A 14444-nucleotide genomic window follows, 5' to 3' on the forward strand; every position below is an offset into this window, starting at 1 on the left:
CAATCCGCACTCAAATTCAGAGCCAAAAAGAAACGGCTGTTTCCCCGAAGAGAAATAGCCGTATTCAGCACAGTGAACCTAGCGAGATTTAGCAGGTGACTTGATCACAAATCGCCAGTAGCTGTTCGCGCAGCCACTGGTGGCCCTTGTCTTTTTGCGAAGAATCATGCCAGCTCAGATAACCGCTGATGGTCTTCCCTTCAAACGGCAGTGTCATCAGCTGGAGCGACAAGGTATCCGCCATGGATTGCGCCAGCCATTTTGGCATCACGGCGATCAGATCGGACTGGCCGACCACGTACATCATATTGCTCAGACTGCCGCCCTGGTAAGCAACATGACAGCCCGGCGCCTGATGGTATACAGCTTCTGCAAAGCCACGCGCACCCTGCACTGGCTGCAGCACGGCATGCTTTTCAGCCACGAACTCGTCGGTACTCAGTGTTCCCTGAATGCGCGGGTGGTTACCGGCGGCGACCACTACCAACTCGTCTTTAAATAATTCAGTCGACGTGAAGCCCTGATCGTCAAAGCGCAGATAATCGATCACGAAATCCAGCTCCTGATAGCGCAGTTTCTGCACCATGTCACTTTCGATCCCCGCTTCCAGCGCCACCTGTGCTTTGGGCGCCAGATCGCCCAGCTGCCGCAGGATGTGAGGGGCGAAACGGATGTCCAGCGGATTACACACCGCCAGGCGGAACAAGCGGTTCGAGGTTTCCGGCAGGAAAGTCGACGACGGCAGTTCATTTTTAATGAGCTGCAGCGCCTGACGCACAGGGCCGAATAATTGCTTGGCTCGGGTGGTTGGCTGGATGCCTCTTCCATGGCGAATGAACAGCTCATCATCAAAGGTTGTTTTCAGTCGAGCAACGGCATTACTCACCGCTGGCTGAGACATCCCCAGGTTATGTGCTGCACGGGTGATATTCTGCTCCTGCATCACCGCATCAAATACTGTCAGCAAATTCAGATCCACATTCCGCAGGCTCAGGCCCATGGAAAGATTTTCTGCTGCTTGGAAAGACATACCTCTACGCGCCATTTCTGACCTCTTCTTCGAATAATCCTGAGAGTCTTGCTCCCGCTCACCAGGGCACAACACCCTCACATACCCATTAGAAAACTGGGGGCAATCAGTATTATTCAAAAGAATGATGACACCAATACCCTGAGCGCGCCCAACCGGGTTCTAACAGTATGATATAGGTCAATATTGAACGATAGTCCAAACAAAAACAAGCAGATAAATTCGTTATAAAAATATCTAAAAGGATATAAAACAATATGACTAGAGATGAATTTCAATCACTTAGAAGGGAATCAAACTCCTGGCGCGCCAGCCACGCCAGGCAGAAAAGGGGATCAATAACTCCCAGTGATTAATGAACGCTCACTGGACATCCCGTCGTCTGAGCCAAAATCCGCCACGGTTTCAAGGACAGGTTCCGGGAAGCTGACAGGTTCCCAGAGTGACTGGCACAGCGCGTCCACTGACGACCGGTTTTCCTCCTGTAGCCAACGGGCAACGGCCAGCGCCACATCCGGCCAGATCACCTGACCCGGCGAATGGCTGTCAAGCCAGTTGCGTATCGCGGTCGCATCCAGCGAATGCATACCGACCGCCAGACCCATCAACTCCAGCGTTGCCACATTGCTCAGCTGCTCGTACTGACCTTGCAGCGGTTTGAGCAACAATTTCTTGCCCAGTGCGATGGCTTCAGACGGCAGCTCAAAGCCCCCGTTCGCAATCACCCCGTCACACACGGCTAACCGCTGATGAAAGCCAGTCCGGCTCAGCGCACAGACTTGGACATTGTCTTGCTGATAGTCCTGCCGCACCGAGGGGTGATAACAATAAAAGGTCACCGCAGAAAAGCGGGACAACATCTCCAGCACTTTATCCAGCCCTTCAAACGGCAGATACACCAGGATTGAGCCATCAGATTGTTGCGGGGAGTCAGTATGCCGGGGCACAATCGGCGGCAGGATCGGGGCGCCGAAATGGTACCAGTGCAGGCCCAATTGCTGATCCGTCGGCGCAAAATAGCGGATCAGTTTTCTGTCCAGCCAGCTTTCTCCTGCTTTCGGCACATCATACAAAAAAGCGCTCTGATGGCTGAGCCCCAGGCTGAGGATCCCCTGCCGGCGGGCAGCCCAGGCAGAGACCGGCTCAAAATCATTGAGCACCAGATCATAGCCGGACAAATCCATGGCCCTGGTCTCCCGCCAGAAATCCAGCAATGAATTCTGGCGGAAGGTTTGCCATTGGCTCACTTTGCCGTGTTCTGTGATAAAGGTCAGTCCCCGGGAAGTGTGATAATCGCCGAAACACGCCATATCAAAATAGTCTTCAGCCGGGCGGCCGGAGAAATGGAAATCGACGGTTACGCCAAGCTGGGAAAAGGCTCTGGCCATTTCTCTGGCCCGGGAAATGTGGCCGTTGCCGGTTCCTTGTACGCCGTAAAGTATCTTCATATCGCCCCCTTGACGACAGCAAAGCACATCATGCCAAGCAAAGCGCCCGCCACAATATCGGTAATGAAATGTACCCCCAGCAGCACACGGGAGAATCCGATCAGGAATGCCCAGGGCCAGACCAGCCAGGCCGCTGCCGGGTAAAAGCTAGAAATTAACGACGCCATCAGAAAAGCGGCAGCGGTGTGACCGGACGGCAGGCTGTATTGGTCAGAAGGTTGAATAAAACTGGGCAACTGCGCCGGACGATTGCGTTTAAAGGTGTTTTTCAACAGCAGATAGACAGGCAATTCCAACAGGAATGCCAGTAATCCCAAGCCGAATACCTGACCGCCCTGTTGCCGGTCAAATACCCAGGCCAGCAAGCCGAACAGTAAGTACAAGGGCCCGTCGCCCGAACGGGAGACCATCCGGCTCAGTGTCGCCACTGGCTGATTAAAGCGGTGACACAGACATAAACTGGAAAAGGCGTAATCAAAGCGCTGGATAGGTACTAATACAGTCACTGCCATCGCACTATTCTCCTCTTAACCTGTGCTGCCAGATTAAGAAGCGGATATGACATCCGGGTGACGATTTCGAGGAGGGATAATGACAATCAACGTCTTTGCGCGGGCAGAAGGGAGCGGGGACGGCTGCGCGCTCACCAGGGTTGCTTACCTATGGCCAAAGCGGGCCAGACTCCCCTGCTCTCCTATCGAAAATGCATAAAGATACAATTATCGCTTGACGCTAGTCTGTACAATTTGATATTCCTTTGGTCAACAACACAGCGGATCAAAAAAACAATGCAAACACAATTCACCCTTCTACTCAGCCTACTCCTTCTCGTGACCAGTCGCGTGGGTAGCTGATGGGTGAAATTCACCGCTAAACATTCAGATGAACCCGCGCCCAAGCGCGGGTTTTTCGTATAAAGGCCCGGCGTACAGGACGCGACCCAGCCATCATAGACAGGCAGGCCAACTAAAAAGGAAGCAATCATGAACGATCAGGTCATTATATTCGACACCACCTTGCGCGACGGCGAACAGGCCTTGTCCGCCAGCTTAACCGTAAAAGAAAAGCTGCAGATTGCCTACGCACTGGAGCGTCTGGGCGTCGATATCATTGAAGCTGGCTTCCCGGTGTCCTCGCCGGGCGATTTTGAGTCGGTGCAGACCATCGCCAGGCACATCAAGAACAGCCGCGTCTGTGCCTTGTCCCGTGCCGTGGCGAACGACATTGATGTCGCTGCCGAATCGTTAAAAGTTGCCGAAGCCTTCCGAATCCACACTTTCATCTCCACCTCCACCATCCATGTTCAGGACAAACTGCGCCGCAGCTATGATGATGTGATTGACATGGCCGTAGCTGCCGTGACCCGTGCCCGTAAGTACACCGATGATGTCGAGTTTTCCTGTGAGGATGCCGGCCGTACCCCGATTGATAACCTGTGCCGCATGGTCGAAGCCGCCATCAAATCCGGTGCAACCACAGTCAATATCCCCGATACGGTCGGCTATACCCTGCCCAGCGAGTTCGGCGGTATTATCAGCCAGCTGTTCAACCGGGTGCCAAACATCGACAAAGCGGTCATTTCAGTGCACTGCCACGATGATCTGGGCATGTCGGTCGCCAACTCCATGGCCGCCATTCAGGCTGGTGCGCGCCAGGTGGAAGGGACGATCAACGGCATTGGCGAGCGCGCCGGTAACTGTGCGCTGGAAGAGATCGCCATGATCATCAAAACCCGTGCCGAGCTGCTGGGTGTCAGCACCAATATCAAGCACGAAGAAATTTCCCGCACCAGCAAGATGGTCAGCCAGCTGTGCAACATGCCGATTCAGTCCAATAAAGCCATTGTCGGTGCCAATGCCTTCAGCCACTCGTCGGGGATCCACCAGGACGGCGTGCTGAAGAACAAGAACACCTACGAGATCATGACCCCGGAATCCATCGGTCTGAAGAATCAGGCGCTGAACCTGACCAGCCGCTCCGGCCGTGCGGCCGTCAAGAGCCACATGGACAGCATGGGTTACAACGACAACGAGTACAACTTAGATACCCTGTACGCCGATTTCCTGAAACTGGCCGACCGCAAGGGCCAGGTGTTCGATTACGATCTGGAAGCCCTGATGTACTTCGCCAACATGCGCGAGGAAGACGATTACTTCAAGCTGAACTACCTGAGCGTGCAGTCAGGCAGCGTGATGGCCACCACCAGTATTAAGCTGCAGTGCGGTGAGGAAGAAAAATGTGAAGCGGCCGTCGGGAATGGTCCGGTGGATGCGCTGTACCAGTGTATCTACCGCTTAACCGGCTATGAAATTGCTCTGGACAAATTTGACCTGACCGCCAAAGGCGAAGGGGAAGACGGCCTGGGTCAGGCGGATATCATCGCCAATTACAAAGGCCGTAAATACCACGGGACCGGTCTGGCAACCGACATTGTTGAAGCATCCGGACAGGCTCTGCTGCATGTGATCAACAGCATTCACCGCGCCGAGCAGATTGCAGAAATTAAACAGAAAACAAAAATGGAGACAGTATAACCATGGCAGGTCAACGCTATAAAATTGCCGTGTTATCCGGCGACGGGATTGGTCCGGAAGTCATGCGTCAGGCACACAAAGTGCTGGACGCCGTTGAAGCCCGTTTTGGCTTCACCCTGGACCGTGAAGCATATGATGTGGGTGGTATTGCCATCGACAATCACGGCTCGCCACTGCCGGACCACACCCTGAAAGGCTGTGAAGCTGCCGATGCTGTGCTGTTCGGCTCGGTGGGCGGCCCGAAATGGGAGCACCTGCCCGCCAATGAGCAACCGGAACGCGGTGCACTGTTGCCGCTGCGCAAACACTTCCAGCTGTTCTGTAACCTGCGTCCGGCGCAGATCCACAATGGTCTGGAAGCCTTTTCGCCCTTGCGTGCCGACATCTCAGAGCGTGGTTTTGACATCGTCGTGGTGCGTGAGCTGACCGGCGGCATTTACTTCGGTCAGCCGAAAGGCCGCGAAGGGGAAGGCGCGATGGAGAAAGCCTATGATACTGAGGTCTATCATCGCTATGAAATCGAGCGTATTGCCCGCATCGCCTTTGAATCGGCCCGTCTGCGTCGTAAGAAAGTCTGCTCCATCGACAAAGCGAACGTACTGCAAAGCTCGATTCTGTGGCGCGAAGTGGTGGAAGGGATCGCCAAAGAGTACCCGGATGTCGAGCTGAGCCATATGTACATCGACAACGCCACCATGCAGCTGATCAAAGATCCGTCGCAGTTTGACGTCATGCTGTGTTCCAACATCTTCGGTGACATTATCTCCGACGAATGCGCCATGATCACCGGCTCGATGGGCATGCTGCCTTCAGCCAGCCTGAATCAGGACAAGTTCGGTATGTATGAGCCGGCTGGCGGTTCTGCGCCGGATATCGCCGGTAAGAACATCGCCAACCCGGTGGCACAGATTCTGTCTGCCGCCCTGATGCTGCGCTACAGCCTGGAACAAGAAGAAGCGGCACGCGCCATTGAGCAAGCCGTCTCCCAGGCACTGGAAGCCGGTGAGCTGACCGCCGATCTGGCCGGCAGTCGCCCAGCCCTGTCTACCGACGCCATGGGCGATAAAATCGCCGCCTACATCCGCCAGGCGTAAGCCGAACGACGAGGAGCAAACGAGCAATGTCAAACACAACACACACAGCCAAAACGCTGTACGAAAAAGTCTATGATGCCCACGTCGTGGTGGCCGCCGAAGGTGAAAACCCGATTCTGTATATCGACCGCCATCTGGTGCACGAAGTCACCTCGCCGCAGGCCTTTGATGGTCTGCGCGAAAAAGGCCGCCAGGTTCGCCAGACCGGCAAAACCTTCGCCACCATGGATCACAACGTCTCGACCCAGACCAAAGACATCAATGCGTCGGGCGAGATGGCCCGTATCCAAATGGAAACCCTGGCCAAGAACTGTCAAGATTTCGGCGTCACTCTGTATGATCTGAACCACAAATATCAGGGCATCGTCCATGTCATGGGGCCTGAGCTGGGGATCACCCTGCCGGGCATGACTATCGTGTGCGGCGATTCCCACACCGCCACCCATGGTGCGTTCGGCGCGCTGGCCTTCGGTATCGGGACGTCTGAAGTTGAGCACGTGCTGGCCACCCAGACCCTGAAACAAGCCCGTGCCAAAACCATGAAAATTGAAGTCAGAGGCAAAGTGGCCCCGGGCATCACAGCCAAAGACATCATTCTGGCGATCATCGGCAAAACCACAGCCGCCGGCGGAACCGGCTATGTGGTGGAATTCTGTGGCGAAGCAATCACGGATCTGAGTATGGAAGGCCGGATGACGGTCTGTAACATGGCGATCGAGCTGGGTGCCAAAGCCGGTCTGATTGCCCCGGATCAGACCACCTTTGATTACATCAAAGGCCGTCACTTCTCCCCGACCGACGCCAACTTTGACGCCGCCGTTGCATACTGGCAGACCCTGAAATCCGATCCTGATGCGCAGTTTGATCACGTGGTCACTCTGGATGCCAAAGACATCAAACCTCAGGTCACCTGGGGCACCAACCCGGGTCAGGTGATCGCCATTGATGAGCCGATTCCGGCACCGGACAGCTTCAGCGATGCGGTTGAGCGCGCTTCTGCTGCCAAAGCGCTGGCTTACATGGGACTGGAATCGGGTAAAAAACTGGCCGATTTCCCGATTGATAAAGTCTTCATCGGCTCTTGCACCAACTCCCGCATCGAGGATATGCGGGCGGCCGCCGCGGTTGCCAAAGGCCGCAAAGTGGCCCCCCATGTTCAGGCGCTGGTCGTCCCAGGCTCTGAGCAGGTCAAAGCACAGGCCGAACGCGAAGGGCTGGACAAAATCTTTATCGAAGCCGGTTTTGAATGGCGCCTGCCGGGCTGCTCCATGTGTCTGGCGATGAACAACGACCGCCTGGGGCCAGGGGAGCGCTGCGCCTCGACCAGTAACCGTAACTTCGAAGGCCGTCAGGGCCGCGATGGCCGCACCCATCTGGTCAGCCCGGCGATGGCCGCCGCCGCCGCCTGTGCCGGTCATTTCGTGGATATCCGCGAGCTGGACAACACCCCAGTCGCCACCGCCTAATCTGAGAGGGAACAAACATGGCAGGAATCAAACAACACACAGGACTGGTGGTGCCGCTGGATGCCGCGAACGTCGACACTGACGCCATCATTCCAAAGCAGTTTTTGCAGAAAGTGAACCGGACCGGTTTTGGCAAGCACCTGTTTCACGACTGGCGCTTTCTTGATGACGCCGGCGAGCAGCCGAATCCTGAGTTCGTCCTCAACCACCCGCGCTTTCAGGGCGCCAGTATCCTGCTGGCCCGTGAAAACTTCGGCTGCGGCTCCTCACGCGAGCACGCACCCTGGGCACTGGCTGACTACGGTATCAAAATCATCATTGCGCCGAGCTTTGCCGATATTTTCTATGGCAACGCGATCAACAACCAGATGGTGCCGGTACGGCTGACAGATGCCGAAGTGGACGAGATCTTCCAGTTTGTCGACGCCAACCAGGGCGCTGAGGTGACGGTCGATCTGGAAAGCATGACGGTCAGCGCCAACGGCCAAACCTACAGCTTCGAGATTGACGAGTTCCGCCGCCACTGCCTGCTGAACGGTCTGGACAACATCGGCCTGACCCTGCAGCACGAAGATAAAATCGCTGCGTATGAAAGTCAGATCCCGGCCTTTCTGGCCTGATCTATACTGTCAGTGCTGACTGGCTCAGACACCCTGCTCCGGCAGGGTGTTTTGTTCAGCGCCGGCACCGGAAAGAAACACCCCTTGCTTCGGTCTGTTGAATATCAATCTTTTTACAGAGGTGTTCACATGTCCCCGTTACGCCAACCCCTGACTGTCTTGCTCCTGATGATGCTACTCAGCCTGTCCTCAGCGACACTGGCCGCCCCCAAAGCCGATCTCTGGCCTTTGTGGCAAGCCAGCAACCCGGGCAGTCCCGAAAAAATTGACCACACCCGCTGGCAAACGCTGCTCAACGACTATCTGCTGGTCGCCCCCAAGCAGACCCGCTTTCGTTATGCCGCGGTCAGTGCGCAGGATAAAGCCGTGCTGGCACGTTATCTGGACCAACTCGCCGCGCTGGATCCGCGCCGCTATAACCGCAATGAGCAGTTTGCCTACTGGGTGAATCTGTATAACGCCCTGACAGTCAAAGTGATTCTGGACAACTATCCGGTCAGCTCGATCACCAAACTCGGCGGCATGTTCAGCTTCGGTCCCTGGGATGAAAAGCTGATCACCATCAGCGGACAAAAACTGTCGCTCAATGATATTGAACACCGAATTTTACGCCCGATCTGGCAGGATAAGCGGATTCACTATGTGGTGAACTGTGCCAGCTTGGGCTGCCCGGATCTGCTCCCTGAGGTCATGCAGGCCAATAAACTGGAGCAGCAACTGGAAATGGCCGCCAGGCGCTTTATCAACAGTGATAAAGGGGTCGACGTGCGCGGCCAGCGTGTCCGTCTGTCATCGATTTATGACTGGTATCAGAGTGATTTCGGCACCCTGGCTGAGCTGCAAAAGCATCTGAATCAATACCTCACCCGGCCGGTGACACTGACATCGCCCAGTTATGATTACGACTGGCGGCTGAATGAGATCAAATAGCCGCTGCTGACGATTGCCTCCGGATGAACAGCCAGCCGCAATTGTGGCTGGCAACCTGTGTCGGCCGCGTTTACAATGAGAGCCGTTCTCATGGGGAGTCTTCGGGCTGAGATCGTACGGTGTACGGGACCCATTGAACCTGAACCAGATCATGCTGGCGGAGGAATTGAGAAAAACTGAGAAACAAGAAAGCACACTTTGATCCCCTTGTCGTGCCTTTCCGGGAAACCTTCCCTCTCACTCAACCCCGCGCCTTGAAGAAATCGGAATTCCCTGTTTAACAGGAACTCAGGAGCGCTTTGTGAAACACCGACTGATAGCTTTACCCCTGCTGGCTGCCGCCACGTCTGCCGCGGCCGCTCAACCGACCTTGACCGTGTACACTTACAGTTCGTTTACCGCCGACTGGGGACCTGGCCCGGCCATTGAGACCGCGTTTGAGAAAGAATGCGGCTGCGATCTGCAGTTTGTTGCGCTGGACGATGGCGTGTCCATCCTCAACCGGGTCCGTCTGGAAGGCAACAGCAGCAAAGCCGATCTGCTGTTAGGACTGGATAACAACCTGATGGCGGAAGCCAAGAAAACCGGCCTGCTGGCCACCCACCAGGTGGATACCGCGGCAGTTACCCTTCCGGGCGGCTGGAATGATGACACCTTTGTGCCTTTCGATTACGGTTACTTCGCCTTCATTTATGACAGCAAGAAACTGAGCAACCCGCCAGAGAGCCTGAAAGCGCTGGTTGAGCGCGATGACCTGACGCTGATTTATCAGGATCCGCGCACTTCTACGCCGGGACAGGGTCTGCTGCTGTGGGTGAAATCTGTCTATGGCGACCAAGCCGACGCCGCCTGGCAGCAACTGGCGAAAAAAACCGTGACCGTGACCAAAGGCTGGTCAGAGGCTTACAATATGTTCCTCAAGGGCGAGGCCGATCTGGTGCTCTCTTACACCACCTCGCCGGCCTACCATCTGATTGCCGAGCAAGACGACAAGTACAAAGCCGCCAACTTCAGCGAAGGCCACTATCTGCAAGTGGAAGTGGCTGCCAAACTGAAAAACAGCCGCAACAGTGCGCTGGCTGATCAGTTCCTTGCCTTCATGCTGACCCCGGGATTCCAGTCACACATTCCGACCGGCAACTGGATGTATCCGGTGACCAATCAGGAACTGCCTGAAGGATTCAGCACGCTGACCCGGCCTGCCAAGTCGCTGGAGTTTTCCGCCGATGAAGTCGCCAAAGCGCGTAAAAGCTGGATTCGCGAGTGGCAGACGGCCCTGACCCAGTAATGCACCTGTAATGCAATAGGACAGACCTTGTTACTCTCCCGTTCCAGCCTGCCCGGCCTGTTAAGCGCCGGGCTGATCCTGCTTGTGGTCGGCGGGGCGCTCAGCGCGCTGCTGAGTCAGGCCACCGAACTGCAACCGCTCAGCTTGTGGCAGGATCCTTATCTGCGTCATGTCACGACTTTCAGCTTCAAGCAAGCGCTGCTCTCGACCCTGCTCAGTGTGATACCGGCGATCCCTGTGGCTTACGCCCTGTCGCGGCGCCGCTTTCCGGGCCGGGCTGTGTTGCTCAGATTGTTTGCCATGACCGTGGTGCTGCCGGTACTGGTGGCGGTGTTCGGCTTGCTGGCGATTTATGGCAACAGTGGTTTGCTGGCCCAATGGCTGACCATACTGGACATGCGTCTGCCGTTCAGCATTTACGGTCTCAACGGCATTCTGCTTGCCCATGTATTCCTGAATCTGCCGCTGGCCAGCCGCTTGCTGCTGCAAAGCCTGGAAGGCATACCGGCCGAACAGCATCAGCTCGCCGCCCATCTGGGGATGAAAGGCTGGCCGCTGTTCCGTCTGGTCGCCTGGCCGCGGCTGCGTCAGCAACTGCCGCAGGTCGCCGGACTGGTGTTCATGCTGTGCTTTACCAGCTTTGCGGTGATTATGTCGCTCGGTGGCGGTCCGAAAGCCACCACGATCGAGCTGGCCATCTATCAGGCGCTGAGGTACGACTTTGATCTGGCCGCCGGTGCCATGCTGGCGTTATGGCAGATGCTGCTGTGCTGCTCGCTGGTGCTGTTCGGCCAGCGCTTTGCCAGGCCGCTGTCCACACTCAGTGGCCGGGTTCGCCAGGGGCATCCGAATTACCTCGACAGCCGCTCGGCCAGAGTGTGGGACGGATGCTGGATTGGCTTGGTGCTCCTGTTAGTTCTGCCGCCGATGCTGGCGGTGCTCGGCGCCGGGCTCAACGCCCAGCTGCCGCAGCTGCTGACAACCCCCGCGTTATGGCAGGCCGTGACTCACTCGTTACAAATCGCGGCGCTGGCCTGTGTGCTGGCACTGATCAGCGGGATTGCCATCCTCTGTGCCAGCCGTTACTGGCGGCTGCAGCGCTACCGCCTCTCTGCCGACGGGCTGGAGCTGATCGGCACCATCATTCTGGTCACCCCCGGGCTGGTGATCAGCACAGGCTTGTTTCTGCTGCTGCGCGAATTCACCGACGTCTTTGCCTCGGCCTTCTGGGTGGTGGTGGCCGTCAATGCGCTGATGGCACTGCCTTATGTGATCAAAACCCTGAGCCAGCCGATGCTGCATCTCGCCCAGCAATACAATCCGCTGTGTCAAAGTTTGGGCATGCGCGGCCTGTCGCGTCTGTATCTGGTGGAATGGCGGGCACTGCGCAAACCTGTCGCTCAGGCGATGGCGATCAGTTTCGTGTTATCGCTGGGCGATCTGGGGGCCATTGCGCTGTTCGGCAGTCAGGATTTTCAGACCCTCCCCCTGTATCTGTTTCAGCTGATGGACAGCTATCAGATGGAAGCCGCCGCTGTTGCCGCCCTGCTGCTGCTGTTGCTCAGCCTGGGCATTTTCACTGTGGTGGAAAGCCTGCTCTTGTCCCGCACTCCCTCATCAGCCCGCACTGCTAACGGATAACTTATGACGCCACCTATGCTCTCTTTGGCTCAACTGAGCCACTGCTACCGTCACCATAACCAAGCGCCGATGCAGCTCAGCTTTGATCTGTCGGTCGCGCAGGGAGATATTCTGGCGGTGATCGGCCCCAGCGGGGCAGGCAAAAGTACCCTGCTGGCGATGATTGCCGGTTTTCTCAAGCCGGACAGCGGCGAACTGAGGATCAACGGTGAAGTGATCGACCGACAGAATCCGGCCGAACGGCCACTGTCGATTCTGTTTCAGGATCACAACCTGTTTCCGCACCTGAGTGTGTTTGACAATATCGCGCTGGGGATCCATCCCGGGCTGCGCCTCAGCGCCGCGGATCAAGCACAGGTCAAAGACGCGGCTGCGCGGGTCGGCATCGCTCATTATCTGGATCGCCTGCCTGAACAGTTGTCCGGCGGCCAGAAACAGCGGGTGGCCGTGGCGCGCTGCCTGGTCAGACACCGCCCCCTGCTGTTGCTCGATGAACCGTTTTCCGCGCTGGATCCGGCGCTGCGACAGGAAATGCTGGCTCTGATCGCCAATCTGGCCAAAGAAGCCGGGATCACGGTACTGATGATCACCCACAGCCCGGACGATGCGCTGAAAATTGCCGATCACTGTGCTTTTGTCGATCAGGGGGAAATTCGGGTATGCGGCCCCACCCAGCAAGTACTGGGGGAGCCGGAAGATGAAAGATTAAGGAAGTATCTCGGGCGATGAATGCTTGAGATCCGCTCAGCGGATCCCGCCCGGTGAATTACAGATTTTCTTCAGCAAACTCCGCCAGACGGCTGCGCACCACGCCATTGAGGTAAATATTGGCGCTGCCCTCGAAGTTCTTAAATCGCTCAACGATATAGGTTAAGCCTGATGTCACAGGCGACAGGTAAGTGGAATCGATCTGCGCCAGGTTCCCGGAACAGACCAGCTTAGTGCCTTCACCACAGCGGGTGATGATGGTCTTGATTTGCGACGCGGTCAGGTTCTGACACTCATCCAGCAACACGAAAGCGTTCTGAATCGAGCGGCCGCGCATGAAGTTGATGGATTTAAACTGGATATTGGCTTTCTCGAAAATATATTTCATCGAGCCGTCCGTGCAGACATCGTGCTTGTGCAAGGCCTCCATGGTGTCTGTCACTGCCGCCAGCCAGGGCATCATTTTCTCTTCTTCCGTACCCGGCAGGAAACCAATCGATTCAGCAATGTCCGGGGTATTGCGGGTGACAATAATCTTGTCGTACATGCCTTTTTCGATCACCAGCTCCAGTGCGGCAGCCATCGCGAGGATCGTCTTACCACACCCGGCCGGGCCGGTCAGGATCACCAGATCAATATCAGGATCGAGCAGCGCGTCCATCGCCATGCCCTGATAGATGTTCTTCGGATGAATACCCCATGCCTGGCGGTGCATCAGGCGCTCCTGCCCCAGATCTTTCAGGGTGACCATTTCCCCGTCCAGACTCTGGATCCGGGCCGCGAAATCGGTGTCTTCATCAATCAGGTACTGGTTGACGAAGGGGGATTCAAACAGCTCTTGCGGCAGCGTATGCAAGGTTGAGCGGCCGCGTTTTTCAGAATGACACTCACCCACCCGCTCCCAGAAACTGGCCGGATAGCGGTGGAACCCTTTGGTCAGCAGGCTGACATCATCGATCAGCTGATCTGACCGGTAATCGTCAACATAAAACACCCCGGCGCCTTTGGCGCGCAGGCGCATGTTGATGTCTTTGGTGATCAGCACCACCTTGCGCGGCGCATAATGGTTCTGGAGGTAGAGCACCCCATTGAGAATCCGGTTGTCACCGGCTTTGTCGGCAAAGGCATGTACCGTTTCGTGAATTTCGTAATCGGCGAAAATCGCGATACGGCCTTTGTGGTCACCTTGCTCAGTCAGGGGGATCCCGGCTGAGATTTGTTCCGGTGTGGCATCGTGGAAGATATCTTCGAGGGCGCGGATCGCAACACGGGCATCGCGGGCAACGTCACGCTTGCTGTCTTTGATCCGGTCGAGTTCTTCCAGGACCGTCATGGGAATCACGACGTCGTGCTCTTTGAAAGAGTAGATGGCGAGGGGTTCATGTAACAGGATGTTGGTATCAAGTACAAAGACTTTCCTATCAGCATCGTCCATAGACGTCTCCTTGTTCACCTGAAATAGCCATTGGCAAAGGCTATCACTAATAAGCCTAAACCCGCTTTTCATTAATGACCGCAAAAAATGAAAATATTGTGACAATTTTCTCACTTGATGGGTCCATCACTTAGCTCGTGACCTGGCTCCCATCATGCAGTACCATTAGCCCCCTTTTTTGCCGGCGCCATTTGTGGCTTACACTTAATTTCAGTGTAGTTGATATATTCATCGTCGCCGGGATCCAATT

Annotated in this window: 12 protein-coding genes and 1 riboswitch; of the genes, 8 read left to right on the plus strand and 4 right to left on the minus strand. The window is 56.1% G+C overall.

What is annotated here, in order from left to right:
* Positions 1-88 precede the first annotated feature (88 nt).
* From leuO to P4S53_RS22220, 3 genes are all read right to left on the minus strand, one after another.
* Complete coding sequence (leuO, locus tag P4S53_RS22210) at positions 89-1045, minus strand: transcriptional regulator LeuO (RefSeq protein ID WP_442958679.1); 957 nt, start codon at positions 1043-1045, stop codon at positions 89-91.
* 320 nt (positions 1046-1365) lie between these two features.
* Positions 1366-2478, minus strand: a complete 1113-nt coding sequence (locus P4S53_RS22215; RefSeq protein ID WP_337114419.1) for an MJ1255/VC2487 family glycosyltransferase — start codon at positions 2476-2478, stop codon at positions 1366-1368.
* A complete protein-coding gene (locus tag P4S53_RS22220; RefSeq protein ID WP_337114420.1) occupies positions 2475-2990 on the minus strand; it encodes a phosphatase PAP2 family protein in 516 nt (171 codons plus the stop codon). The genes P4S53_RS22215 and P4S53_RS22220 overlap by 4 nt, the downstream gene beginning before the upstream one ends.
* Before the next feature lie 471 nt (positions 2991-3461).
* Between P4S53_RS22220 and leuA the strand changes: the two genes are divergently transcribed.
* From leuA to thiQ, 8 genes are all read left to right on the plus strand, one after another.
* On the plus strand, positions 3462-5012 hold the full coding sequence (gene leuA / locus P4S53_RS22225) for a 2-isopropylmalate synthase (RefSeq protein WP_337114421.1): 1551 nt from the start codon (positions 3462-3464) through the stop codon (positions 5010-5012).
* 2 nt (positions 5013-5014) lie between these two features.
* Positions 5015-6106 (plus strand): 3-isopropylmalate dehydrogenase, encoded by a 1092-nt coding sequence (leuB, locus tag P4S53_RS22230; protein ID WP_337114422.1) that lies wholly within the window; start codon positions 5015-5017, stop codon positions 6104-6106.
* 26 nt (positions 6107-6132) lie between these two features.
* Positions 6133-7572 (plus strand): 3-isopropylmalate dehydratase large subunit, encoded by a 1440-nt coding sequence (leuC, locus tag P4S53_RS22235; RefSeq protein WP_337114423.1) that lies wholly within the window; start codon positions 6133-6135, stop codon positions 7570-7572.
* A gap of 17 nt (positions 7573-7589) precedes the next feature.
* Entirely contained in the window at positions 7590-8192 is a 603-nt protein-coding gene (gene leuD / locus P4S53_RS22240; protein WP_337114424.1) for a 3-isopropylmalate dehydratase small subunit, read from the plus strand.
* 150 nt (positions 8193-8342) lie between these two features.
* Positions 8343-9122, plus strand: coding sequence for a DUF547 domain-containing protein (locus tag P4S53_RS22245; protein WP_442958706.1), 780 nt, complete (start codon positions 8343-8345; stop codon positions 9120-9122).
* A gap of 81 nt (positions 9123-9203) precedes the next feature.
* Positions 9204-9306, plus strand: a riboswitch (TPP riboswitch).
* 117 nt (positions 9307-9423) lie between these two features.
* Positions 9424-10410: a thiamine ABC transporter substrate binding subunit gene (gene thiB / locus P4S53_RS22250; protein WP_442958680.1), complete on the plus strand. Its 987-nt coding sequence runs from the start codon at positions 9424-9426 to the stop codon at positions 10408-10410.
* A gap of 27 nt (positions 10411-10437) precedes the next feature.
* On the plus strand, positions 10438-12051 hold the full coding sequence (gene thiP, locus P4S53_RS22255) for a thiamine/thiamine pyrophosphate ABC transporter permease ThiP (protein ID WP_442958681.1): 1614 nt from the start codon (positions 10438-10440) through the stop codon (positions 12049-12051).
* Between the two features lie 3 nt (positions 12052-12054).
* Positions 12055-12780: a thiamine ABC transporter ATP-binding protein gene (thiQ, locus tag P4S53_RS22260; protein WP_337114425.1), complete on the plus strand. Its 726-nt coding sequence runs from the start codon at positions 12055-12057 to the stop codon at positions 12778-12780.
* A 37-nt stretch (positions 12781-12817) separates the two neighbouring features.
* Here the strand turns inward: thiQ and P4S53_RS22265 are convergent, their stop codons facing one another.
* Entirely contained in the window at positions 12818-14194 is a 1377-nt protein-coding gene (locus P4S53_RS22265; RefSeq protein ID WP_337114426.1) for a PhoH family protein, read from the minus strand.
* Positions 14195-14444 lie beyond the last annotated feature (250 nt).

This window comes from Photobacterium sp. Hal280 (assembly GCF_037162255.1).
Taxonomy (GTDB): Bacteria; Pseudomonadota; Gammaproteobacteria; order Enterobacterales; family Vibrionaceae; genus Photobacterium.